General features: G+C 70.0%; 24 protein-coding genes. 6 read left to right on the forward strand and 18 right to left on the reverse strand.

Features of this window, described 5'->3' with window-relative positions:
• Positions 1-446 precede the first annotated feature (446 nt).
• The 17 genes from tyrS to EV193_RS31705 all read right to left on the reverse strand — a co-directional run bounded on the left by tyrS (position 447) and on the right by EV193_RS31705 (position 17,331).
• Positions 447-1,718, reverse strand: coding sequence for a tyrosine--tRNA ligase (tyrS, locus tag EV193_RS31625; protein ID WP_130348640.1), 1,272 nt, complete (start codon positions 1,716-1,718; stop codon positions 447-449).
• 31 nt (positions 1,719-1,749) lie between these two features.
• A complete protein-coding gene (locus EV193_RS31630) occupies positions 1,750-2,130 on the reverse strand; it encodes a hypothetical protein (RefSeq protein WP_130348641.1) in 381 nt (126 codons plus the stop codon).
• A gap of 115 nt (positions 2,131-2,245) precedes the next feature.
• Positions 2,246-3,763, reverse strand: coding sequence for a HEAT repeat domain-containing protein (locus EV193_RS31635; protein WP_130348642.1), 1,518 nt, complete (start codon positions 3,761-3,763; stop codon positions 2,246-2,248).
• A gap of 29 nt (positions 3,764-3,792) precedes the next feature.
• A complete protein-coding gene (locus tag EV193_RS31640; protein WP_130348643.1) occupies positions 3,793-4,452 on the reverse strand; it encodes a DNA-3-methyladenine glycosylase in 660 nt (219 codons plus the stop codon).
• Complete coding sequence (locus EV193_RS31645; protein WP_130348644.1) at positions 4,401-6,032, reverse strand: FAD-binding oxidoreductase; 1,632 nt, start codon at positions 6,030-6,032, stop codon at positions 4,401-4,403. The genes EV193_RS31640 and EV193_RS31645 overlap by 52 nt, the downstream gene beginning before the upstream one ends.
• Before the next feature lie 117 nt (positions 6,033-6,149).
• A complete protein-coding gene (locus EV193_RS31650; RefSeq protein ID WP_130348645.1) occupies positions 6,150-6,764 on the reverse strand; it encodes a VOC family protein in 615 nt (204 codons plus the stop codon).
• A 166-nt stretch (positions 6,765-6,930) separates the two neighbouring features.
• Positions 6,931-8,340, reverse strand: coding sequence for an argininosuccinate lyase (gene argH, locus EV193_RS31655; protein ID WP_130348646.1), 1,410 nt, complete (start codon positions 8,338-8,340; stop codon positions 6,931-6,933).
• Positions 8,340-9,770 carry an argininosuccinate synthase gene (argG, locus tag EV193_RS31660; protein WP_130348647.1) on the reverse strand — a complete coding sequence of 477 codons (1,431 nt, stop codon included), beginning with the start codon at positions 9,768-9,770 and terminating at the stop codon, positions 8,340-8,342. The genes argH and argG overlap by 1 nt, the downstream gene beginning before the upstream one ends.
• On the reverse strand, positions 9,767-10,288 hold the full coding sequence (locus EV193_RS31665; protein WP_130348648.1) for an arginine repressor: 522 nt from the start codon (positions 10,286-10,288) through the stop codon (positions 9,767-9,769). The genes argG and EV193_RS31665 overlap by 4 nt, the downstream gene beginning before the upstream one ends.
• Positions 10,285-11,208: an ornithine carbamoyltransferase gene (argF, locus tag EV193_RS31670; protein WP_130348649.1), complete on the reverse strand. Its 924-nt coding sequence runs from the start codon at positions 11,206-11,208 to the stop codon at positions 10,285-10,287. The genes EV193_RS31665 and argF overlap by 4 nt, the downstream gene beginning before the upstream one ends.
• Positions 11,209-11,210: 2 nt before the next feature.
• Complete coding sequence (locus EV193_RS31675) at positions 11,211-12,344, reverse strand: acetylornithine transaminase (protein ID WP_242613822.1); 1,134 nt, start codon at positions 12,342-12,344, stop codon at positions 11,211-11,213.
• 44 nt (positions 12,345-12,388) lie between these two features.
• The gene (gene argB / locus EV193_RS31680; protein WP_130348651.1) at positions 12,389-13,273 is read right to left on the reverse strand and encodes an acetylglutamate kinase; all 885 of its coding nucleotides are present in this window, start codon (positions 13,271-13,273) and stop codon (positions 12,389-12,391) included.
• The gene (gene argJ / locus EV193_RS31685) at positions 13,270-14,445 is read right to left on the reverse strand and encodes a bifunctional glutamate N-acetyltransferase/amino-acid acetyltransferase ArgJ (RefSeq protein ID WP_130348652.1); all 1,176 of its coding nucleotides are present in this window, start codon (positions 14,443-14,445) and stop codon (positions 13,270-13,272) included. The genes argB and argJ overlap by 4 nt, the downstream gene beginning before the upstream one ends.
• The gene (argC, locus tag EV193_RS31690; protein WP_130348653.1) at positions 14,442-15,458 is read right to left on the reverse strand and encodes an N-acetyl-gamma-glutamyl-phosphate reductase; all 1,017 of its coding nucleotides are present in this window, start codon (positions 15,456-15,458) and stop codon (positions 14,442-14,444) included. The genes argJ and argC overlap by 4 nt, the downstream gene beginning before the upstream one ends.
• Positions 15,459-15,509: 51 nt before the next feature.
• On the reverse strand, positions 15,510-15,821 hold the full coding sequence (locus EV193_RS31695; RefSeq protein ID WP_130348654.1) for a hypothetical protein: 312 nt from the start codon (positions 15,819-15,821) through the stop codon (positions 15,510-15,512).
• Between the two features lie 194 nt (positions 15,822-16,015).
• A complete protein-coding gene (locus EV193_RS31700; RefSeq protein ID WP_130348655.1) occupies positions 16,016-16,903 on the reverse strand; it encodes an alpha/beta fold hydrolase in 888 nt (295 codons plus the stop codon).
• On the reverse strand, positions 16,900-17,331 hold the full coding sequence (locus tag EV193_RS31705; protein ID WP_130348656.1) for a helix-turn-helix domain-containing protein: 432 nt from the start codon (positions 17,329-17,331) through the stop codon (positions 16,900-16,902). The genes EV193_RS31700 and EV193_RS31705 overlap by 4 nt, the downstream gene beginning before the upstream one ends.
• Before the next feature lie 59 nt (positions 17,332-17,390).
• Between EV193_RS31705 and EV193_RS31710 the strand changes: the two genes are divergently transcribed.
• From EV193_RS31710 to EV193_RS31720, 3 genes are read left to right on the forward strand one after another with little or no spacing between them, the layout of a single operon-like run.
• On the forward strand, positions 17,391-17,612 hold the full coding sequence (locus tag EV193_RS31710) for an HIT family protein (protein WP_242613815.1): 222 nt from the start codon (positions 17,391-17,393) through the stop codon (positions 17,610-17,612).
• A 19-nt stretch (positions 17,613-17,631) separates the two neighbouring features.
• The gene (locus EV193_RS31715; protein WP_165401578.1) at positions 17,632-18,609 is read left to right on the forward strand and encodes a phosphotransferase family protein; all 978 of its coding nucleotides are present in this window, start codon (positions 17,632-17,634) and stop codon (positions 18,607-18,609) included.
• 24 nt (positions 18,610-18,633) lie between these two features.
• A complete protein-coding gene (locus EV193_RS31720; RefSeq protein WP_130348658.1) occupies positions 18,634-19,209 on the forward strand; it encodes a GNAT family N-acetyltransferase in 576 nt (191 codons plus the stop codon).
• 63 nt (positions 19,210-19,272) lie between these two features.
• Here the strand turns inward: EV193_RS31720 and EV193_RS31725 are convergent, their stop codons facing one another.
• A complete protein-coding gene (locus EV193_RS31725) occupies positions 19,273-20,877 on the reverse strand; it encodes an alpha/beta hydrolase (protein ID WP_130348659.1) in 1,605 nt (534 codons plus the stop codon).
• Positions 20,878-21,025: 148 nt separating this feature from the next.
• On the opposite strand from EV193_RS31725, the gene EV193_RS31730 reads away from it, so the two are divergent.
• The 3 genes from EV193_RS31730 to EV193_RS31740 all read left to right on the forward strand — a co-directional run bounded on the left by EV193_RS31730 (position 21,026) and on the right by EV193_RS31740 (position 23,885).
• The gene (locus tag EV193_RS31730; protein ID WP_130348660.1) at positions 21,026-21,709 is read left to right on the forward strand and encodes a DNA alkylation repair protein; all 684 of its coding nucleotides are present in this window, start codon (positions 21,026-21,028) and stop codon (positions 21,707-21,709) included.
• 10 nt (positions 21,710-21,719) lie between these two features.
• Positions 21,720-22,700 carry a quinone oxidoreductase family protein gene (locus EV193_RS31735; RefSeq protein ID WP_130348661.1) on the forward strand — a complete coding sequence of 327 codons (981 nt, stop codon included), beginning with the start codon at positions 21,720-21,722 and terminating at the stop codon, positions 22,698-22,700.
• 180 nt (positions 22,701-22,880) lie between these two features.
• Positions 22,881-23,885 (forward strand): hypothetical protein, encoded by a 1,005-nt coding sequence (locus EV193_RS31740; RefSeq protein WP_130348662.1) that lies wholly within the window; start codon positions 22,881-22,883, stop codon positions 23,883-23,885.
• Positions 23,886-23,889: the final 4 nt, after the last annotated feature.

Below are 23,889 nucleotides of genomic sequence, written 5' to 3' on the forward strand. Positions count from 1 at the left end.
TAGTCAATCCTCAAAGGAACCCACAAAGGGGTTCATAATAAGCTCTACTGGCTTACATCGGCACACTGTTGAGTTCTCAAACAACACACGCACACCCATCAACGCGTCACCGACGCAGCCTTTGGGGGCTAGTACTACTTCGTTGATTTGCGGTCCGGATGCCTCCGGGCCAAGGTCACCCACTCTACCACCTGCCGGTGGGAGCTTGGTTCGTGACCCCCGCCTTCGCGTCGTTCCCGTCTGGCCTTCCGGCTTTCCGAGCCCGTTCCGCGCTGGCAGAGAGAAAGTTACACGACCCGATCTGGGCGATCAAATCGGGGGGTCCCTTTAGATGAACCGCAGGAAAACCCCTGGTCAGAAGGCGTGCGTGACCGCCACAGCCACAGTATCGGACCCAAATCCGCGCTGGGCTGTGACGGTCGACACACGAATAAAATGATCTCGGGTCACCGAAGGACCTCAACGCCCGCCGTGTTGCGCTTGCCGCGCCGCAGCACGAGCCACTTGTCGTGCAGCAGATCGCCGGCGCCCGGCACCCAGTCTTCCGAGGTCACCTTGGTGTTGTTGACGTACGCGCCGCCCTCGTTGACCGTCCGCCGGGCCGCGCCCTTGCTCTGCGCCAGACCGCTGGCGACCAGCAAATCCACGATCGTCGGCTCGTCGGTCAGTCGCGTCGTCCCGGTCGGCGCCTCGGCCATCGCGGCATCGAGCGTGCCGGCGTCCAGCTCGCGCAGCTCTCCCCTGCCGAACAACGCCTGGCTCGCCGTGATCACCTGCGAGGTCTCCCGTTCACCGTGCACCAGCTTGGTGAACTCCTCGGCGAGCCTGCGTTGCGCCGCACGCAGGTGCGGGCGCTCCGCGGTGTCGGCCTCCAGCGCGTCGATCTCCTCGCGCGTCAGGAAGGTGAACAGCCGCAGGTACCTGATCACGTCGGCGTCGCCCACGTTCACGAAGTACTGGTACCAGGCGTACGGCGAGGTCATCTCCGGATCGAGCCACACATTGCCGCCACCGGTGGACTTGCCGAACTTGCGCCCCTCCGCGTCGGTCACCAGCGGCGCGGTCAGGGCGTGCGCCGCCCCGCCGTCCACCTTCCGCACCAGGTCCACGCCGCCGATGATGTTGCCCCACTGGTCGGACCCGCCACACTGCAGCGTGCAGCCGTACTCGCGGAAAAGCCGCAGGTAGTCGTGTGACTGCAGGAGCAGGTAGCTGAACTCGGTGTAGGACATGCCGTCACCGTCGAGCCGCCGCTTCACCGTGTCCCGGGCCAACATCACGTTGATCGAGAAGTGCTTGCCGACATCGCGCAGGAAATCCAGCACCGGCATGTTCGCCGTCCAGTCGGCGTTGTTCACGATGATCGCGCCGTTCTCGCCACCGAAATCGACGAACCGTTCGAGCTGGCCCCGGATGCGGTCGGACCACTCCCGCACCACGTCCAGCGTGTTCAGGCTGCGCTCCGCGGTGTCCCGAGGGTCGCCGATCATGCCGGTCGCACCGCCGGCCAGCACGATCGGACGATGCCCGGCCCGCTGGAACCGGGTCAGCATCAGCAGCGGAACGAGGTTGCCGGCGTGCAGGCTCGGCGCGGTCGGGTCGAAACCGACGTACAAGGTGAGCGGCCCGGCGTCGAGATCCTTGCGCAACGCGTCGAGATCGGTGGACTGCGCGATCAGGCCGCGCCAGGTCAGCTCATCGAGAATGTGCTCACTCACGGTTGCCCATCATTCCTCAGCGGCCAACCGATTACCCGGTCGCGTCGGAGGACTTCTCCTCGCGCATGGCGATCGCGCCGTACACCGCCGAGGCCACGCCACCGAAGACCATGACCCACGTTCCGACGAAGATGCCGAGGTGATCGACGTCGGAGAGCTGGCCGGCGGTGCCGGACGGGAACAACCCGACCACGAAGAACACGCCGGCGAGGATCGCGAGGACGGAAATCCAACGCCACGGCACGAACCACACGATCGCGCCCACCGCGAGGGCGATGATCAGCCCTGGTGGAACCGTCGGGTAGCCGGCGCCGCCCAGGATCTGGACCACGATTCCGATCGCCGCCACCACCATGCCGCCGGCCGCGATCGCCCGGGCACCAGTCTGGTTCACCGCTGTCGCACTGCCCATCTTCGACTCCCATCCCGCGTTGTGACGCGTGGAGTCTGCGGCCGAGGTACCCCCGCGCGCGTCCGTCCACCGGCGACACCGCGCGTGCGCGTCCTGGCGTATACGCCGGGTGCGGCTACGCCCGACGGCGTTGCCCGACGCGCAACGGCGCGGTCAGTTCGTCGTGCCAGCGACCTCGATCGCCCGGCGGACCCCAGCAGTCCTCCACCCGGGTGAGCAGCAGCGTCCGAGCCGGGATACCGAGTCGGGTGTAGGCGGTCAGCTTGTGGTGGCCGTCGAGTACGACACCGAACAGGAACCGCTCGGTGTGCTCACCCTCGACGTGCCGCTGATCGGCCCAGGACAGCGCGACGGCCGCCGGGCGGGCGCCGGCGCGGATCGCCTCGGTGTGGGTCTCGACGGTGTCCGGCGCCAGGTCGTCCAGCGGCTGGGTCGGCGCGATCACGCCGAACGACGGCACTTCGCCGGGTATCGGCGCGCGGAGCTGGAAGTGTTGCGCACCAAGCCATTGCGGTTCGTCGCGCCGGGTGAGCCAAGACGACTCGACGGCGGTCACAGGTACCAGATCGAGGTCCGTGAGCGTCACCAGATAGTGGCCGGTCCGCAGTCCGGCACACAGCGGGCGGGCCGCGTCGATCAGCTCCGGGGTGAGCGCGGGCACGTCGGCCAGCGCCTCGCGCAGGTCGCCGGCCAGCCCGCTGGCCCGGTCGGCCGGCCATCCAGCGAGGTGCAGGAACGCCTCGCAAGTGCCGCAGTCCGAGCCCAGGCCGTACACCCGCCGTTCGCGCACGAACAGCGACCGACCCCAGCGCGGCCATGACGAGCCGGGCGTCGTCGGGTCGTAGTCGATCGAGACCACGCCGCTCCCCTGGTCCACGGTGAGCCGCGCTCGGGCCCTGTCGATCAGCTCCACATCGCCGACCGCCGGCCCGCTGGCGTCCACAGTGGACCATGCGGCTCTGACATTGGCGGCGTACGTGGACTCGTTGTCGTACAACGGAACCAGCGGCTCGCGTCCGGTGAGGACGGACAGCGCGTGATGCAGTCCCCAGGCCGTCGAATCGGGCGCGTGGAGCAGCCGGGCCAGCAGTGCGGGCACCGCCGCCGGATCACCCATCCGCTCGATCGCCACAACGATCATCTCGTGCTCGCGCGGTTCCACGATGCCGAGCAGGTCGGTCAGGTCGCCGGTGCACTCGGTCGCGCCGAGCCGGCCGAGCGCCATCGCGGCGGCCGACCGAAGGGGCGGATCGGCGAGCAGCGGGCGCAGCGCGGAGGTCAGTGACCGGTCGCCGGACAGTCCGGCCGCCGCCGTCGCGGCCCGCGCCGCCTCCGCGTCGCCGAGCAGCCGCGCGATCTCGCCGGCCGGGACCGGCACACCACGCCTGGTCAGCTCGGAAAGCAGCGTCGCGGCGTGCTGACCGTCCACGTCGGACAGCAGTCGCGGCAGCAACTCGTCCGCGCCGTCCAGCCGGCGCAGCAGGTGCATCAGGAACGGCCGATCCGCCGGCTCGCGCCGGTACCGGTCGAGCACGGCCGGGACGAGATCCGGAGGCGACTCGGCGACCAGCGCGTCGAACACTCGCCAGTAGTCACCGGACATCGCCTGGCGAATCCGTTCGGCCGTGCTCACCGGCACAGTGGATCACACCAGCGCGGGTGTCAGCGACGTCGTTTGGCGCCTCGGCGGTAGGCGCTGACGCTCGGCGCGCCGTTCAGCCAGAAGCGCCACGGCACGTCCTTGGCCAGCGCCACGCCGACCCGTGGTCCACTGTGGACTGTCTCGTCGTCGACCGGATCGCCGGCGTACAGGCGCACCGTGGCGTCCGGCGCGGTGAGGTCCGCGCCGTTGTGATCACGCCGCAGGCCCAGCACCGACGTGAGTCGGGCCGGGCCCTTGGCGAGCTCGTTGACACTGCGTGCGGCCGGCCTGCGTGCCTTGGCCACGTCGAGTCCGGACACGACGTCACCGGCGCGCAGCAGCACCGCCCCCGGCACTCCGTCGGTCAGCGACACCACGTTCGCGCAGAAGTGCATGCCGTAGACGAAGTAGACGTAGAGGTGTCCGGCCGGGCCGAACATCACCTCATTGCGCGGGGTCTTGCCCCGGTAGCAGTGCGACGCGGGATCGTCCGCACCGCGATACGCCTCGACCTCGGTCAGGCGCACACCGACGGTGCCGTCGTCGGTCGACACCTCGAGCACGCAGCCGAGCAGAAGCTTGGCCGCGTCGACCGGATCGATCGCGAGTTCGTCGCGGTGCAGCTGTCTCACGGCAGCCTGATGGAGAGCGCGTGGTGGAACACGTCGCGAGGATCCCATGCCGCCTTGATCCGCTGCAGTCGCGGGTAGTTGTCCTTGAAGTAGAGCGTGTGCCACGGCACGCCGGAGGTGTTCCAGGCCGGGTCGGCGGTGTCGACGTCCGGGTAGTTGATGTAGCAGCCGTCGTTGGCGTCGTCGGGCACCGGAACACCGCCGGTCGTGGCGTACACGTCGCGGTAGAACTCGCGCACGCGGCGAATCCCGTCGGCGTCACCCTTCGCGTCGTCCCAGTTGATCAGGTAGATCGCCTTGATGATCGAGTCGCGCTGCGGCATGGCGGTCGCGTCGGGCTTCGCGGCGTTGACCGCGCCGCCGTAGGACAGCAGCCACAGCATCGGCGCCTCCTGCGCGCCGGCGGGTGCGGGGTTCTCGGTGAGGTGGCGGTAGATCGTCTTGCACTGCTCGCCGGTGTACCGCCGCTTGAGGTAGGCGGACTTCTGCTTGTAGCGGCCGGATTCGCCGTTGGTACCGGACCCCAGCGCGCTCGTCAGCCAGGGCGTGCGCTCGGCGGGGCTGACCACCGCGGCGGGCACGCCGACCTGGACGGCGTCGGTGAACTCGCGCAGCAGCCGCTCGGCGCCGGGCAGGTTCGCGTCGAGCGTGGCGGCGAGGACGAAGCCGCCCTGGTCGGCGCCGGCCGTCTTCCTCGGGATCAGCAGCGCGCTGAACAGGCTCGCGTACTTGTCGCCCGGCGCGCTGTGCTTCTCGAAGAACGCGGTGTAATTGCGCAGCAGGTTGGCGAAGCGCTCCTCGGTGACGGTGTCCCAGCTCCACAGCATCGTGGCGCCGAGCAGCTCGCCGGGCGGGCGCGGCAGCAGGCGCGACGGGTCGTTGCCCCTGGCCTTCGGGTCGCGCAGCCAGTAGCGGGTGACGACGCCGAAGTTGCCGCCGCCCGCGCCGGTGTGCGCCCACCAGAGATCGCGGTTGGGGTCGTCGGGTTCGCGGGTGGCGACGACGGCGCGGGCGCGGCCGTCCCGGTCCACGACGACGACCTCGACGGCATAGAGGTAGTCGACGACCGACCCGAACAGGCGGGACTGCGGGCCGTAGCCACCGCCGGCGAAGTGTCCGCCGACGCCGACCTCACCGCACTGTCCACCGGGGACGGTGACACCCCAGCCGAGGTAGAGCGTCTTGAACACCTCGCGAAGGGTGGCGCCGGCCTCGACGACGAACGCGTTGCGGCGGTGATCGAAGGAGATGTCGTGCAACTCGGAGAGGTCGATGATCACCTGGGCGCCGTCACCGACGAAGTTCTCGCAACTGTGCCCGCCGCCGCGAACGGTGATCCGCTTGTTCTGCCGGACGGCGGTGTGCACGACGTCGACCACCTGCTCGGTGGAGCCGACGAGGTGGAAGCGCTCCGGGTCGGTGGTGAACCTGGAGTTGACGCCCTTGATGCGCAGGTCGAGGTAGCGCGGGTCGCCCTTGGTGACGGTGACCGGGCCGAGCGACGGGTTGTCCAGTGCCGAGGCGGGCTCGGCCCCCGCGACGGTGGGCAGTGTGGTGCCGGCGACGGCGAGCGCGCCGCCCGCCGCGACGGTTCCGGTGAGAAAGCGACGACGATTGACGTCGGACATGGTGTGCCCCCGAGTTCGATTGGCCCTGTCAGCGGCAAAGCTATGGGCCGCCGCCGGCGCGCGGCATCAACCGATCTGCTGATTGGCGATCAACCGGCGCTGATCCCCGAGTCGCACTCAGCCGAGGGTGACGTCCCCGGTCGGCGTGCGCACGACGGCGACGAGCCCGGGCCGAGGCGCCTGTTCGACCGGTGTGCGGAGGCCCAGGGCGGTCAGCCGTGTGGTGATCTCGCCGGGTCGCGGATGCTGGACGGTGAAGGAGGCGAGCCGACTGCCCTTGGCGGCGGTGTCGGACGGGTGGGGTGTGTCGCCCCAGTCGATCAGGAAGGGGACGACGCGCCATTCGTCGGAGATGTCCGGAACGGTGAGCCGCCATTCGAGCAGGACGCCGTCGGTTCGCCTGCGGGACATGGGGAACGCCGGGCCAGGGTCGTAGCCGGCCTCGACGGCGTGCCGGATCACGTCGTCCACATCGGAGACCCGCACGGCCCAGGCGAGGAGCTTCGGCGCGGTCAGGTCGTCGATCCCGAACGGGCGGGGGTGCTCGGGCGCGGGTTGTTCCGGGTCCGGTCCGACCACCTCGAGGTACGCGCCGTCGCCGAGGTCGGCCAGTGCGTTCCGAGTGCCGAGGCCGACGTGTGAGCCGCCTTCGCTCAGCGTCAACCCCGCGGTGGTCAGGTCGGCGGTGCTGGTGGCGAGGTCTGGGGTGGCGTAGACCAAGTGATCGATCATGCCGGCGACCGTACGCAGGTGGGCCCCTGCGGCAGCGGCCGACACCGTCGCGGGCTAGCATTACGGACGGCGGTCCGCTCCCGGTGTCCCCCAGGCCGGTGGAGCGGACCGCCCCTTTGTGTGCGGAGCGCGGGACTCGCCGGTGCGCAGCGCGGGACTCGCGAGGTCAGGCCAGCCAGGAGCGCGCGTCGGTCACCCGTGACTCGAGCCGCCCGAGCTGCTCGGCCACCCGCACCGGCGCGGTGCCACCGTAGGCGTCCCGAGAGGCCACCGACCCGGTCACCGTCAGCACGGAGCGCACCTCGGGGCCGAGCGCCGAGTGCGCCCCGGCCAGTTCTTGATCGGTCAACTCGTCGAGGCCCACGCCACGAGCCTCGGCCAGCCGCACGCACTCGCCCGCGGCTTCGTGCGCCTCGCGGAACGGGATCCCTTGCCGCACAAGCCATTCCGCGATGTCCGTGGCCAGCGTGAACCCCGCCGGCGCCAACTCGGCCAGTCGCGAGGTGTGCACGGTCATCGACCCGAGCATCCCGGCGACCGCGGGTAGCACCAGCGAGAGTTGCTCCACGGAGTCGAACAGCGGCTCCTTGTCCTCCTGCAGATCCCGGTTGTACGCCAGCGGCTGCGCTTTCAGCGTCGCGAGCAGACCGGTGAGGTTCCCGATCAGCCGACCGGACTTGCCACGGGTCAGCTCCGCCACGTCCGGGTTCTTCTTCTGCGGCATGATCGACGACCCGGTGGCCCACGCGTCGTCCAGCGTCACGTAGCCGAACTCCGCCGTGTTCCACAGGATCACCTCCTCGGCGATCCGCGAAAGGTTCACCCCCAGCATCGCGAGCACGAACGCGATCTCCGCCGCGAAGTCCCGCGACGCGGTCCCGTCGATCGAGTTCTCCACCGGCCCGTCGAAGCCCAACTCCGCGGCGACGGCGGCCGGATCCAACCCCAGCGAGGAGCCGGCCAGCGCGCCCGACCCGTACGGCGACAGTGCCGCCCGCGCGTCCCAGTCGCGCAGCCGGTCCACGTCCCGCAGCAGCGACTGGGCGTGCGCCAGCAGGTGGTGCGCCAGCAGCACGGGCTGCGCGTGCTGCAGGTGCGTCCGGCCCGGCATCACCGCATCGGGGTGCGCCTTCGCCTGGGAGACAAGGGAATCCACCACGTCGAGCACACCCGCGGCGACCTGCCGGGCGGCGTCGCGCAGCCACATCCGGAACAGGGTCGCCACCTGGTCGTTGCGCGACCGGCCGGCCCGCAGCTTCCCGCCGAGAGCCGGGCCGGCACGCTCGATCAGCCCGCGCTCCAACGCGGTGTGCACGTCCTCGTCGGCCGGCACCGGTGTGAACGCTCCACTGTCCACATCGGACTCGAGCTTGTCCAGCGCGGCCAGCATCGCGGTCAGCTCGTCCTCGGACAGCAGTCCCGCCCGGTGCAACACCCGCGCGTGCGCCCGCGAACCCGCGATGTCGTAGCGCGCGAGCCGCCAGTCGAAGTGCGTGGACAACGACAGCGCGGCCATCGCCTCGGCCGGACCGGACGCGAACCGACCGCCCCACAGCTTGCTTGTGTGATCGCTCATCAGTCGGTTCCCGACTCCATCGCGGCCTCGTCGAGTGCCGTCTGCTCGTCGCCGGCCAACGCCGGGTTGGCCGTGATCCGCTCCCCGCCGCCCATGGGCAACTCGCCGAACAGCGTGCCGTGCTCGACGAGGACCTGGCCCTGGTCGAGCGGCTGCGCGGCGTAGAACTCGAGCTTGTCGCGCGAGTCGGCGATGTCGAGGTTGCGCATGGTGAGCTGGCCGATCCGGTCGGTCGGACCGAACGCGGCGTTGGAAACCCGCTCCATCGACAGCCGCTCCGGGTGATAAGAGAAGTTGCTGCCCCGGGTGTCCAGGATCGTGTAGTCCTCGCCGCGCCGCAGCCGCAGTGTCACCTCGCCGCTGACCAACGAGGCGATCCAGCGCTGGATCGCCTCGCGCAGCATCAGCGCCTGCGGGTCGAGCCAGCGGCCCTCGTAGAGCAGCCGTCCGAGCTTGCGTCCCTCGAGGTGGTAGTTGGCGATGGTGTCCTCGTTGTGGATCGCGTTGAGCAGCCGCTCGTAGGTAATCCAGAGCAGCGCGATGCCGGGCGCCTCGTAGATGCCGCGGGACTTGGCCTCGATGATCCGGTTCTCGATCTGGTCGGACATGCCGAGACCGTGCCGCCCGCCGATCGCGTTGGCCTCCGTCACCAGGGCCACCGGGTCGTCGTAGGTCTTGCCGTTGATCGCGACCGGGCGACCGGCCTCGAACCGGACGGTGACCTCCTCCGGCTCGATGGCCACCGACTCGTCCCAGAACCGCACGCCCATGATCGGCTCGACCGTCTCCAGCGAGACGTCGAGGTGTTCGAGGGTCTTCGCCTCGTGGGTGGCACCCCAGATGTTGGCGTCGGTGGAATACGCCTTCTCCGCCGCGTCACGGTAGGGCAGGCCGTTGGCGATCAACCACTCGCTCATCTCCTGCCGGCCGCCCAATTCGTGCACGAAATCCGGGTCCAGCCACGGCTTGTACACCCGCAGCTCGGGGTTGGCCAGCAGGCCGTAGCGGTAGAACCGCTCGATGTCGTTGCCCTTGAACGTCGAGCCGTCGCCCCAGATGTCGACGCTGTCGGAGTGCATGGCGCGCACCAGCATGGTGCCCGTGACGGCACGGCCGAGTGGCGTGGTGTTGAAGTAGACGCGGCCACCGGAGCGGATGTGGAACGCGCCACACGCCATGGCGGCGAGACCTTCCTCGACGAGTTGCTGCTTGCAGTCCAAGACGCGAGCGATGTCCGCGCCGTACTCCTGCGCTCGGCCGGGGATTCCGTCGATGTCGGACTCGTCGTACTGCCCGATGTCGGCCGTGTACGTGCACGGCACCGCGCCCTTGCTGCGCATCCAGGCCACGGCCACCGAGGTGTCGAGACCGCCGGAGAAGGCGATGCCGACCCGCTCTCCCTTCGGCAGGGAGGTGAGAACCTTGCTCAACTTTCTCTTCCTTCGCTGTGGATCGCCTCGTGCGTGTCACCGTCGGCCATCGCGGCGAACCTGGCGGCCAGATCGGCCCCGGTCATCGGCTCACGGGCGATGGCCATGAGGGTGTCGTCGCCGGCGATGGTGCCGACGACCTCGTGCAGGGCTGCCCGGTCGATCGCGCTGGCGAGAAACTGCGCGGCACCGGGCGGGGTTCGTAACACGGCGAGGTTGGCCGACGAGTCGGCCGACACCATCAGCTCGCCGAGCAGGCGGGTCAGCCGGGAAGTGCCGCCCTGCACGCCGCGCACCGGGCTGCCGTCCTCCGGAATCACGTACACCGGGGCACCGCCGTCCGCGCCGCGCAGCTTCACCGCGCCGAGTTCGTCCAGGTCGCGGGACAGTGTCGCCTGGGTGACCTCGATCCCTTCCGCCGCAAGGATTTTCGCCAGCTCGGACTGGCTGCGGATGGCCATCGTGGACACCAGCGCGACGATCCGCGCCTGCCGTCCCACACGGGTGGCCGAGGTCATGACAGCCCTCCGAACAGCCACACCAGCAACGCCTTCTGCGCGTGCAGCCGGTTCTCCGCCTCGTCCCACACGGCGCTGTGCGGCCCGTCCAGCACCTCGTCGGTGATCTCCTGGCCGCGGTGCGCCGGCAGGCAGTGCAGCACGATCGCGCCGGGCGCGGCCCTGGTCAGCAGCTCCGCGTTGACCTGCAGGCCGCGGAACGGCGTCACCCGGTCCAGCCCGTCGTTCTCCTGGCCCATCGAGGTCCACGTGTCGGTGACGATCACGTCGGCGCCGTCCACCGCGGCCTGCGCGTCGGTCAGCACGGTGACGCTGCCGCCGCTGTCGGACGCGTGGTGCTTGGCGTCCAGCATGACCTCCTGCAGCGGCTGGAACCCGTCCGGCGACACCACCCGCACGTGCATGCCGGCCAGCGCGCCGCCGAGCAGCAGCGAGTGCGCCATGTTGTTGGCGCCGTCGCCGAGATAGGTGACCGTGAGCCCGGCGAGCTTGCCGTGCCGCTCGCGGATCGTCTGCAGGTCGGCGAGCACCTGGCACGGGTGGAACTCGTCGGTCAGCGCGTTGATCACCGGAATGGCGGACGCGGAGGCCATCTTCTCCATGCGCCGCTGCGCGAAGGTCCGCCACACCACGGCGTCGACGTACCGGGACAGCACCCGCGAGGTGTCCTCGATGGTCTCCTCCCGCCCGAGCTGCATCGTCCGGCCGTCCACCACGATCGGCTGGCCGCCGAGCTGATGGATGCCGACCTCGAAGGACAGCCGGGTCCTGGTGGAGTTCTTCTCGAAGATCGTCGCCACCGACTTGCCCAGCAAAACCTTGCTGCGCAAAGGATCCGCCTTGAACTCGTCGGCGAGATCGAGCACCGCGCGCTGTTCGTCGGGTGTCAGGTCGTCGTCGCGCAGGAAGTGCCGCACCATGGTCAGTTCTCCCCTGCGTCCAGAGCGGACGGCAACGCGGCGAGGAACGCCTCGACCTGCTCGTGATCGATGATCAGCGGGGGCGCGAGTCGAATGGTGTCCGGCTGCGTGTTGTTCAGCAGATAGCCGGCATCCCGTGCGGCCGCCACCACGGCCGGCGCGACGGGCTTGGTGAGCGTGACGCCGAGCAGCAGGCCGGACCCGCGCACGCCGGCGATCAGCGGGTGGTCCAGCGCCTCGATGCCCGACGCCAACTCCTTGCCGATCACCCCGGCGTGTTCGACCAGCCCGAGGTCCGCGATCGTGTTGATCACCGCGAGGCCGGCCGCGCAGCACACCGGGTTGCCGCCGAACGTGGTGCCGTGCTGGCCCGGCCCGAACAGGTCCGCGGCCGCGCCCACGCCGACGCAGGCGCCGAGTGGCAGCCCGCCGCCGAGCCCCTTGGCCAGGGTGATCACGTCCGGCACGATGCCGGCCTGCTGGAACGCGAACCACGAGCCGAGCCGCCCGATGCCGGTCTGCACCTCGTCCAGCACCAGCAGCGCGCCGGCCTTCGCGGTGATCTCCCGCGCGGCCTGCAGGTAGCCGTCCGGCGCGGGCAGCACGCCGCCCTCGCCCATCACCGGCTCCAGGAACACCGCGGCCGTCTGATCGTCCACAGTGGACTCCAGTGCGGCGATGTCGCCGAATGGGACATGGTGCACGCCGGGTGGCAGCGGCTGGAACGGATCCCGCTTGCCCGGCTGCCCGGTGAGCGCGAGCGCGCCCATCGTGCGGCCGTGGAAGGCGTTCTCGCAGGCCACGATGTTCGGCCGGCCGGTCAGCCGAGCCAGCTTGAACGCCGCCTCGTTGGCCTCCGCACCGGAGTTGGTGAACAGCACCTTCGCTTGTGCGCCAACGAGTTCGACCAGCTTCTCGGCCAGCTCCAGGGTCGGCCGCGCGACGAAGAAGTTGGACACGTGCCCGAGGGTGCCGATCTGCTCGGTCACCGCGGCCACCACGGCGGGGTGCGCCTGGCCGAGCGCGTTCACCGCGATACCGGAGTACAGGTCCAGGTAGCGGTTGCCGTCGGCGTCCCACACGTAGGCGCCGTCGCCGCGCACCAGGCTCAGCCCGGGCGTGCCGTAGTTGTTCATCAGGGCGGCCGACCACCGAGTCTGACCGTCTACATTGGACTGGATCACTGCTCCCCCTCGGGTAGCACCATCGTTCCGACTCCACTGCTGGTGAACACCTCGAGCAGCACCGAGTGCGCGAGCCGCCCGTCGATCACGTGCGCTCGGGCGACCCCGCCGCGCACCGCGTTTCGGCACGCCTCCATCTTCGGGATCATGCCGCTGTCCAGGCTGGGCAACAGTTTCTCCAGCGCCTCGACGCCGATCCGGTGCACCAGCGAACCGCGATCCGGCCAGTCCGCGTACAGGCCCTCGACGTCGGTCAGCACCACGAGCTTCTCCGCTTGCAGGGCAACGGAAAGCGCGCCCGCGGCGGTGTCCGCGTTCACGTTGTGGGTGATCCCGTCCACGTCGGCGGCGACGGTGGAGACGACCGGGATCCGGCCGGCGCGCACGATGTCCAGCACGGCGTCCGGGTTGACCGTGACCACCTCGCCCACCTGGCCGAGGTCGAACTCCTCGCCGTCGACCACCGCGGTGCGCCGCTTCGCGGTGAACAGGTGCGCGTCCTCGCCGGAGATGCCGACCGCGTACGGGCCGTGCGCGTTGATCAAGCCGACCAGCTCGCGGGACACCTGCCCGGTGAGCACCATCCGCACGACGTCCATGGTCTCCGCGTTGGTCACCCGCAGGCCGGCCTTGAACTCGCCGGGGATGCCGAGCTTGTCGAGCATCGCGGTGATCTGCGGGCCGCCGCCGTGCACCACGACCGGGTGGATGCCGGCGAGCTTGAGGAACACCATGTCCTGGGCGAACGCGGCCTTCAGCTCGTCGTCCACCATCGCGTTGCCGCCGTACTTGATCACCACGGTCTTGCCGTGGAACCGTTGCAGCCACGGCAAAGCCTCGATCAGCACGCCGGCCTTCGCGGACGCCTCGGTGATCGTCATGACGAGTACGCGCTGTTCTCTTCGACGTAGGCGTGCGACAGGTCGGTGGTCAGTACCGTGGCCTCACCCCGGCCGGCGTGCAGGTCGATCACGACGCTGATCTCCTTGCCGGACAGGTCGACGTGCTCGCGGTCGGCGCCCTTCGTACCGGCCTTGCAGACGGTCACGCCGTTGAGCGTGATGTCGATCGCGGACCCGTCGAACTCGGCGGGCGCGTAGCCGACGGCCATGGCGATGCGCCCCCAGTTCGGGTCGGAGGCGAAGAACGCCGTCTTGCAGAGGTTGTCCTGCGCGACCGTGTGCGCCACGGCGGCGGCCTCCGCGTCGGTCGCCGCACCGCGCACAGTCACCATGACGTGTTTGGTCGCGCCCTCCGCGTCGGCCTGCAGTTGGAAGACCAGATCGCCGCACACCGCGGCGAGTGCTGCCGCGAAGTCCTCGCCCGTCGGTTGGACGCCGGAGGCGCCGGAGCTGAGCACCAGCACCGTGTCGTTGGTCGAGGTGCCACCGTCGACGTCGAGCGTGTGGAAGGTGAGGTTCGCCGCCGCGCGCAGTGCGTCGTCCAGGAACGCCTGATCGACCACCGCGTCCGTGGTGATCACCGACAACATGGTGGCCATGTCGGGCGCGCACATGCCGGCGCCCTTGGCGAACCCGCCGATGGTGAAACCGTTGTACGACAAGGAAGACTGCTTCGGCACGGTGTCGGTGGTCATCACGGCGGTGGCCGCGTCCAGGCCGGCCTCCGGCGCGTTCGCGAGCGCGGCGGCGGCAGTGTCCACACCGGACAACACGGCGTCCATCGGCAGCCGCTCACCGATCAGCCCGGTGGAGCAGACGGCCACCTCGACCGCGCCGGTGCCGAGTACGGCGGCCACCTTCTCCGCGGTGGCGTGCGTGTCCTGGAACCCCTCGGGGCCGGTGCACGCGTTCGCGCCGCCCGAGTTGAGCACCACGGCGCGCAGCCTGCCGGTGGTGAGTACCTGCTGCGACCACAGCACCGGCGCCGCCTTCACCTTGTTCGTGGTGAACACTCCGGCGGCCGCGTCGGACGGGCCGTCGTTCACCACCAGGGTGAGGTCCTTGCGCGCGTCCGGCTTGATCCCGGCGGCCACGCCGGCCGCCCGAAACCCTTGGGCGGCAATGACTCCCCGCGTCCGATCGACGGTCATGGCGCGACTCCCACGGTGGACAGGCCGGCCGTCTCCGGCAGCCCGAGTGCGATGTTCATGGACTGGATCGCCCCTCCGGCGGTGCCCTTGGTGAGGTTGTCGATCGCCGCGACGGCGACCAGCCGTCCGGCGTCCGGGTCGACGGTCACCTGCAGGTGCACGGCGTTTCCGCCGACGGTGGCGGCGGTGGCCGGCCAGGTGCCCTCGGGCAGCAGGTGCACGAACGGCTCGTCGGCGTAGGCCTTGGTGTACACCGCGCGAGCGGCCGCACTGTCCACAGTGGACTTGAGCGGCGCGGAACAGGTGGCCAGGATGCCGCGCGCCATGGGGGCCAGCACCGGGGTGAAGGACACGGTGGCGCCGTTCAGGTTCTGCGCGATCTCCGGCGTGTGCCGGTGCAGGCCGCCGACGTTGTACGCGCTCGCCGAGCCCATGACCTCCGAGCCGAGCAGGTTCGGTTTCAGGCTCTTGCCCGCGCCGGACGTCCCCGTCACCGCCACGACCACCACATCGGGTGACACCAGATCGGCGGCAAGGGCGGGCGCGAGGGCGAGTGAGGCGGCCGTCGGGTAGCAGCCGGGGACGGCGATCCGCTTCGTGCCGACGAGCTTCTCCCGCGCGCCGGGCAACTCGGGCAGGCCGTACGGCCAGGTGCCGGCGTGCTCGCCGCCGTACCAGCGGGTCCAGTCCTCGGCGCTGACGAGCCGGTGATCGGCGCCGCAGTCGATCACGAGCGTGTCGTCACCGAGGGCCGCGCCGAGTTCGGCGGAGTGACCGTGCGGCAGGGCGAGGAACACCACGTCGTGGCCGGCGAACGCGTCCGGCGTGGTGTCGCCCAGCACTCGGTCGGCGAGCGGCACGAGGTGCGGCTGGTGCTCCCCCACCGTCGTGCCGGCGTTGCCGCCGGCGGTGAGCGCACCGATCTCCACGTCGGGGTGCGCGAGCAGCAGCCGGAGGAGTTCTCCCCCGACGTATCCGCTCGCGCCCGCGACCGCCACCCGAACCATGTGCATGATTATGCACGACTACGCAAGATCACTCAAAGGGTGGGGGTGTGCCGTCGGTTACTTCGCCCCGATCCGCAGCATCACCCCGCCGGGCGTGAACGACAGGACGTCGATCACGTGCGTGGGCACGGTGACCCGGGCCCCGGCCGCCGCGGTGAAGGTCGTCCCGGAGTCGGTCGACTGCATACGGCACGGCGAGCAGCCGTACTGACCGCCCGGCCCGCCGGTGATCCGCAGGGTCACGGTGGTCGGGTCGAGCGCGGCGACGGTGACGGGAATCCCCGGTATCGGGATCCGGTCCCGCACCTTCACGATCACCTCGCAGACGCCGTCGCGGCACGCCCCCAGGTTGGTCCCGTCAGCAGCCACCGCCGGCGGAGGAAGACGTGGCGGCGACGCTGCGGGCGGCGTGTCAGACGTCGCCGGCGGAGGGACGTCCGGCAAGGGCGTGGACGTGCTCGCGCTGGACGTCGGCGGAGGTGCCGCGGGAGTCTCCGTCGAGCACCCGGCCATGGCGAGTACCGCGAGTCCGGCGAGAAGACTTGCGCGTGTACGTGTTCCGATCACGCGCCATTCGATCGCGGACTCTCCGGGACCCCTCCCGAGGTGAGGAACTCCAGTTGCTCGTCCTCGTGCCCCACGATCAGATGGCCAACGCCAGGCAGCAGGCGCACGGTCGCGTGTGGCACCAGCGCGTCCAGCCGGCGTTTGGTCGTCGCGGTGTCCAGCATGACGTCCCGCGCGCCGGCGAGCACGTGCAGCGGCATGGCGAGACGGCGCAGCGCGTCGTCGCCGAGCACCGGCAACGTGGTGCGGTAGCGGTAGTGCTTGGCCACGAGGTGCTGACGCTCGCCGATCGCCGTGACGTGCTCCGGCTTCATCGTCGAGTACTCCGAGCCGAGGATCAGCGCCATCGACCTGCGCTTGCCCCACTCGCCGAACAGGTTCAGCACGCCGACCCTCAGCAGGAACCCCCACTTCTGCCGACCGACGCCGACCGGGCAGGACAGTGCCATCCGCTCCACCCGCTCGGGCCGCCGGGAGGCGTAGTCCAGCGCCACCCAGCCACCGAGCGAGATCGCCAGGATCCGCGTCCGGTCGACGCCGAGGTGATCGAGAACGGCGTCCAGCCACACCGCGTACCGGTCGGACTCCAGCGGCGGGCGGGACGGCGCGCTCAGGCCGGGCTCGCCGATGATGTCCACCGAGTACACCCGGAAGTGCTCGGCCAGGGTCGCGATCCGCGGCATCCACTCCATCGAGTTGCTGCCCGAGCCGTGCAGCAGCACCAGCGGCGGCGCGCTCTCCCGACCCGACGCCACGACGAAGGTCTCCCCCTCGGGCGTCGGCACCCGCAGGTGCTCGCTCGGCACCGGCCAGTGCTCCAGGGTCTTCTCGTAGGTCTCGCGCAGCAGACGCTCGCCCGCCTCCGACTTGTAGATGGTGCTCATGTGTCCTCCAGTACGAAACTGATCAAGCCGAGAATGTGGGCGCTCGTGGTCAGGCCGCCGACGATCACGATCTTCAAATGGGCGCGTTCCTCGTCGTAGATCGTTTCCAGGCGCAGCCGCTGGTCGCCGTCGCGGCGCGCGGCCCCGGCGGTCAGCATCGTGCTGATCCGGCTCGCCGCCTCCGGGCTGATCGCGTCGATGTCGACGATGCTCGACGCCTCGACGTGCCGCTGCCGGCTGACGGTGTCCCGGACCGTCGGCGTGAGCGGCTGGCCGGTGAACTCCTCCAGGTCCGCGCGCGCGATCCGGTACTGCTTGCCGATGCGCGTGGCCTTGAGGCGACCGTCGCGGACATAGTTGCGCACGGTGCGCACGTGCAATCCCAGCCGCGCCGCCACCTCGTCCGCCGTGAACAACTCCTGCTGCATGAAAACTACTCTATCATTCCCTATCAACAGGTATTCGAAGGAAGTTTAAGGAGCATCAGGTGCACCAGGCTTGTGTGTTCTGCGAGATCGAAGCCGGCACCGACCTGCGCTGCGAGGGCGTGCGACTGTCCCTGGCCGACGGTGCGGCCGCCGGCCAGGACGTTTTCCACGTGCACCTGCATGTCATCCCGCGGTTTCGCGGCGACACGCGCACAGGGCGCCGAGCCACACGTGCGGCGCTGGACGAGGTGGCGGGGAAGGTGCGACGCGCGCAACCGTGATCGCGTACGGTGTGCCGCGATGATCTCGCCAGACACGCCGCCGGTGTCGGAACGGCTGCGCGCCGAACTCGGCCAGCCGTCCGATGTCGGGAAGCTCTACAGCAGCCCCGGCTCGCACGTGTGGCGTGTCCTGCTCGGCGAGACACCGGCGGTCGTGAAGCAGTTCCTCGGTGACGGTGCGGACGCCCGGTTCGACCGCGAGACCACCGCACTGCACGCCGCGGCCGCCGTCGAGCCGCCGCTCGTACCCGAACTGCTCGGCTCCGAGCCGGACGACCACGTGGTCGTGCTGGAGCACCTGGAGACCGCCAAGAACCCGCCGAGCCTGGTGACCTTCACCGACGCGCTGGCCAGGCTGCACGCGCTCGGCTCGACCGCCAAGCCGGACCTGCCCGACGCCGTCCACATCAGACAGTCCGATGTGGACGCGTTCGTCGGTCTGTGCACCAAGCTGTGGATCACCGTGCCGGACGACGCGGCCGCCGAGCTCGCCGCGCTCGTCGAACGGCTCGCCGCCGCGCCGCGCACCGCGCTGCTGCACGGCGACCCCTGCTACGGCAACGTGCTCTCGGTCGGCGGGCGCGCCTACTTCGTGGACTTCGAGCAGGCGTCCCTCGGCGACGGCGCGGCCGAGCTGTCCTACCTGCGCGCCGGGTTCCCCACCTGCGGCCTGTGCCCGACGCTGTCGGACGTGGAGATCCGCCAGGCCGAGGCGGTCTACCGGGACGGCTGGCGCGGCGCGGGCGGCAGCGGCGAGCCCGGGTCGGTGATCGACCACTGCGTCGCCTGGGCGCTGCGCGGCGACGCGCTCGTACAGCGGTCCGAACGCGGCCGGCGCGACCAGCTCGCGCGGCTGGTGACCGAAAACTGGAGCTGGGGACCGCACACCGCCCGCGAGCGGCTCACCCGACGGCTCGGCGTGGTGGCGAGCCTCGCCGGCGGCACCGCGACCGGCCGGCTCGCCGCGACCGTGCGGCAAAAGGTGTCGGCTCTCTGACGCGTCTCGTGGTAGACGTCGGTCATGCCGAGCATCCCCGGTCCGGTGATCACCCCGGGTGCCATGCGCGCCCAGCCGCAGCCCACCCTGCGCACCGAGCACCTCGTCCTGCGGCCGTGGCGGCGTGACGACGCGCCGGCCGTGCTGCGCGCCTACGCCGATCCCGACGTGCGGCACTGGCACTGCCGGTCCATGGACGACCTGGACGAGTCGCGGGCGTGGATCACCGGTCAGATCGAGGCGTGGCCGACCGAGGCCGGCGCGTCCTGGGCCGTGACCGACCCCGATGACGTGCTGCTGGGCCGGGTGTCACTGCGCACCGTGGATCTGGCCGAGGGGCACGCCGAGGTCGGCTACTGGGTGCTGCCCGAGGCACGCGGGCGCGGCGCCGCCGTCGAGTCGACCGTCGAGATCACCCGGTGGTCCTTCGACGAGTTGGGGCTGCATCGGTTGTGGCTGCGGCACTCCACCCGCAACATCGCGTCCTGCCGAGTCGCCGAGAAGGTCGGCTATGTCGCGGAGGGCACCAGCGTGAGCGCCGGCCCGCACGCCGACGGCTGGCACGACATGCACAACCACGGGATCGTGTCCGTCCACTAAGGACAGTCCACACAGGACGGTGGCCCGGTCGCGACTGCGACCGGGCCACCGTTCACGCGATCGTCAGCGACGACCCAGCAGCTGACCCAGCAGGGTCGCCCGCGAGTCGAGGCCGACCGTGCCGTGCTCCCGGGTGGCCACGTTCGCACCCTTCGGCACCGGCTGCGGCTTCGGCGTGCACTGCACGTCGGAGGCGTTGCCCGGCTTGCGTTCCGGCAACTTGCCAGTGGCCAGGTACTCCGCGATCCGGTCGTCGACGCACGCGTTGCCGCCCAGCGAGCCGGAGTGCACGGTGCCGCCCGGCAGGCTGATCAGGCTCGACTTCGGGAAGCTCTGCCGGGCCTGCAGCGCGCCCGGGTACGGCGTGGCCGCGTCCAGCTCCTCGCTGATCAGCAGCACCGGCGGCGCCTTGGCACCGTCCACCGACACCGGCTTGCTCGCCTTCGCCGCCCAGTTCAGGCACGGCGCGTTGTACCAGGCGTTGGCCCAGGTCTGGAACGGCGCGCGGAAGTGCGTGGTCCAGTTGTCGAACCGCTGCTGCTTCCACTCCGGCCACTGCACGTCGGTGCACTGAGTGCCGTTGTACATGGCGAAACCGTTGTCGTCGCCCGGCCCGTTCGCCGCGTCGTAGCGCGCCTTCAGCGGCTCCCACTCGCCGCGGTGCACCCAGCCGGAGAACGCCTTGGCGATGTCCTCCCAGCGGCGCTGGCCGTAGGCGGCCGGCAGGAACAGGTCGTTGAACTCGCTGGAGCCGATCACCCCGCCGGCCGGCTTCTTGCCCAACTTGTCGCGCTGCGCGTAGTACTGGCGCTCGACCTCGTGACCGGTCTTGCCGAGGCGGAACACGTTGTCGTAGCGGGAGATCCACTCGAAGTAGATCTTGATGTTGCGGTCGAACGCGATGTCCTGGTTGAGGTTCGCCTTGTACCAGACGTCCTTGTGGTTCACCACGCCGTCCATCACCACGCGACGCATCCGCTCCGGGTGCAGCGTGCCGTAGACCTGGCCGAGGTAGGTGCCGTAGGAGAACCCGTAGTAGTTGATCTGCTCGACACCGAGCGCCTTGCGGATGCTCTCCATGTCGTTGATCGTGTCGGTCGTCTTGACGTGGTCCAGCAGCTTGCCGCCGGCCTTGCCACACGCCTCGGCGTACCCCTTGGCCTTCTCCAGATTCACCCGTTCGATGTTCGGGTGGACCGGCACGTACTCGGGCCGGTTGTAAGTGAAGTAGTTCGGGTCGCAGGACAGCGCCGGCTTGCTCGAGCCGACGCCGCGCGGGTCGAAGCCGATCCAGTCGAAGGCCTCGCCGACCTTGTTCGGCACGTTGGCGCCCAGCGTCGCGTAGATCAGACCCGAGCCGCCGGGACCGCCCGGGTTGACCAGGATCGGGCCCTGGGACTGGGCGTCGGGGACCTTGTGCTTGACCCGCGACACGGCGATCTGGATCTTCTCGCCGTCCAGCTTGGCGTAGTCGAGCGGCACGTCCAGCATGCCGCACTCGGCGCCGGCCTTCTTCAAGGACTCGTCGGCACACGCACCCCACGCGATCGCGGGCGGAGCGTACTGCCCTGGTGCGCTCGGCGCGGCCGACGCGCCAGAAGGTGCGAGCAGCACGACGCCGGTGATGGCGACGCCGGCTGCCGCCACCGCGGCAACGATCTTCTTCACAGTGACTCTTTTCGTGGTCTCCCGCCGGGCTCACAGGCGCACCGGCAGACGTGTGCGAGAGTCTTGTCGAGCCCTCGCCGGGGCGGACCCTACTAAAGACCGAAACTGGCCGCGACCGAACGGGAACGGCGTGTCATGGAAGGCTTTCATGTCATCAGCCGCCCTGGTGGACGCCGCCCGCCGAGCCCTGGCGGAGTCGGCCGATCCCGCGCGGGCGCCCGAGATGCGGCGCTACATGAAGTCGGAGATGCCGTATCGGGGCGTGCCCAAGCCGGAGCGCGCGAAGCTGGCCAAGACGTTGTTCGCCGAGCACGCGCTGCCAGATGTAGAAAGCTGGACGAGAGCAGTGCTCTCGTTGTGGCGCGACGCTTCCTTCCGCGAAGAGCGTTACCTGGCGATCGATCTGACCGGTGATCGCCGGTATCGGCCGTGGCAGACGCCGGAGCGGCTGCCGCTGTACGAGGAGCTGATCGTCACCGGGGCGTGGTGGGACTACGTGGACGAGATCGCCAGCCGGCGGGTCGGGCCGATCCTGCGCGCGCACCCCGAGGAGATGTCCGTCCACATGAGACGGTGGGCGCGGGACGCCGATCCGTGGAAGCGCCGCACGTCGATCATCTGCCAGCTCGGGAGCAAGGCGGACACCGACACCGAGCTGCTCGCCGACTGCATCGAGCCCAGCATCGGGGACCGGGATTTCTTCCTGCGCAAGGGAATCGGCTGGGCGCTGCGGCAGCACACCCGAGTGGATCCCGGCTGGGTGGTCCACTTCGTGGACACGCACCCCGACCTCTCGCCGCTGTCCAAGCGGGAGGCGCTGCGGAATCTGTAGCGTCGGGGCCATGAGCAAAGCGATCCAGGTGTCGGAAACCGGTGGGCCAGAGGTACTCCAGCTCGTGGAGTTGGACGCGCCGCCGCCCGGGCCGGGCCAGCTGCTCATCGACGTGGCCGCGGCGGGCGTGAACTACATCGACACGTACCACCGCAGCGGCGCCTACCCACTGGAGCTGCCGTTCGTGCCCGGCCGTGAGGGTGCCGGCACGGTGCGCGCGGTCGGCGAGGGCGTCGACGGGTTCGCGCCGGGCGACCGGGTCGCCTGGGCCGACGCGGCGGGTGGCTACGCGGAAGCGGCGGTGATACCGGCCCACGCGGCGTTGCGGGTGCCGGACGGCGTGGACGACGAGACCGCCGCGGCCGTGCCGTTGCAGGGCCTGACCGCCCACTACCTGGTGACCTCGACCTACCCGATCGCCGAGGGCGACACGGTGCTCGTGCACGCGGCGGCCGGCGGAGTGGGCCTGCTGCTCGTGCAGCTCGCGAAGGCCCGCGGCGCCAGGGTCATCGGCACGGTGTCCACAGTGGACAAAGAGAAGCTGGCGCGCGAGGCGGGCGCGGACGAGGTGATCCGGTACACCGAGGTCGACTTCGCCGAGCGGACGCGCGAGCTGACCGGCGGGCGCGGGGTCGCGGCGGTGTACGACGGCGTCGGCGCCACGACGTTCGACGGCAGCCTGGCCAGCTTGCGCAAGCGCGGGACGCTCGCACTGTTCGGCGCGGCGAGCGGGCCGGTGCCGCCGGTGGACCCGCAGCGGTTGAACAAGGCCGGCTCGGTGTTCCTCACTCGCCCGACGCTCGCGCACCACATCGATGAGCCGGCGGAACTGGCGTGGCGCGCCGGCGAGCTGTTCGACGCGGTGACCTCCGGCGCGCTCACTGTGCGGATCGGCGGGCGGTATCAGTTGGCCGAAGCCCGCCGCGCGCACGAGGACCTGCAGGGGCGGCGAACGACGGGCAAGTTGCTGCTTCTTCCCCGGTCGGAATGACGTCGGATTAATCCCCCGGACATTGATCATTTCGTACGACCGCAACGCAAAGTAATCGCGGAAGGTCACCCGAATTCCTTATTTCACGGTCAGAATTCCCAGCGTAGAGTGACGCCGCGCACCTGCTTGAATACGTAGCGAATTGGTGCGTTCGGGTGTCAGATCAGGAGGTGACCCACCGTGGGCGCGGAGGCCAAGCGCGGCCGCGGCGACCCGATTCGAGAGATCTTCTGGACCCGAACCGGTTTGCTCCTCCTCATCCTGCTGATCGTCTCCGCGTCATCGATCGCGATTTCCGCCGGCATGCCGACCGGCACGGCCAAGAACATCGTCTCCGCCGTATCGATCGGCACGATGGTGTCCGCGATCGTCGGTTTCGGCCAAACACTGATCACCGCCTCCGCCGCCCAGCGCGCGACCGTCACCCCGCTGATCGAGGAGAATCGCCGGGCACTCGCCGAACTCAGCGCCGAATACCGGTCGTTGAACAGCGAGTTCTTCCCCACCCATGTATTCGAGGCGACCACCGCGCCCGACCCCGCGTTCAATCGCCGCCTCATGGAAGACCTCGCCAACACACGCCAGTACGCCTTTCGAGGGTTCTCCGGACGGCACGCCGCCGCCCGGCTGCTCACCTCCCCCGCCGCGTGGGAACTGCGCGCGGTGGTGGCCGACCCGCGGGAGCTGTCCGGCATCAGCGGCCGGGCGCGACACCTGGCCCGCCAGGCCGGGCCGGCCGCCGACTACGACGCGATCCAAGCCCTGCTGCACGACGAGATCCGCATCGGCCTTGTCGGGTTGTTCCTGGCCCGCGGCCGCTGCGAGCGCACCGACGTGTTCGTCGTGCCCGACCCGCCGCTGGACCGGCTGGAGATGTTCGACGACAGCGCGTGGATCACGCTGTACAGCGACAGCGCCGGCACCACCAAGCTCTACCCGAGGACGCTGCGCTTCTCGCACGGCTCGTTCATCTACAACATGCAGCGCGCCGAGTTCACCCGGATCACGAGCTCGCGCGACACCCGCCACCTCGCGATCACGCCGACGACCACCCGCCGCGAATTCGTGGACCAATTCGAAGAAGTCACCGGAACACGGCTGCGCGAGAAGCAGTTCACGGAGCTGGAGGACAAGTTCCACAGCTTCCGTCAGGACTTCTCCGTTGCCGCCGAGCTAGGGAGCTGATCGA

Source organism: Herbihabitans rhizosphaerae (genome assembly GCF_004216555.1).
Lineage (GTDB): Bacteria > Actinomycetota > Actinomycetes > Mycobacteriales > Pseudonocardiaceae > Herbihabitans > Herbihabitans rhizosphaerae.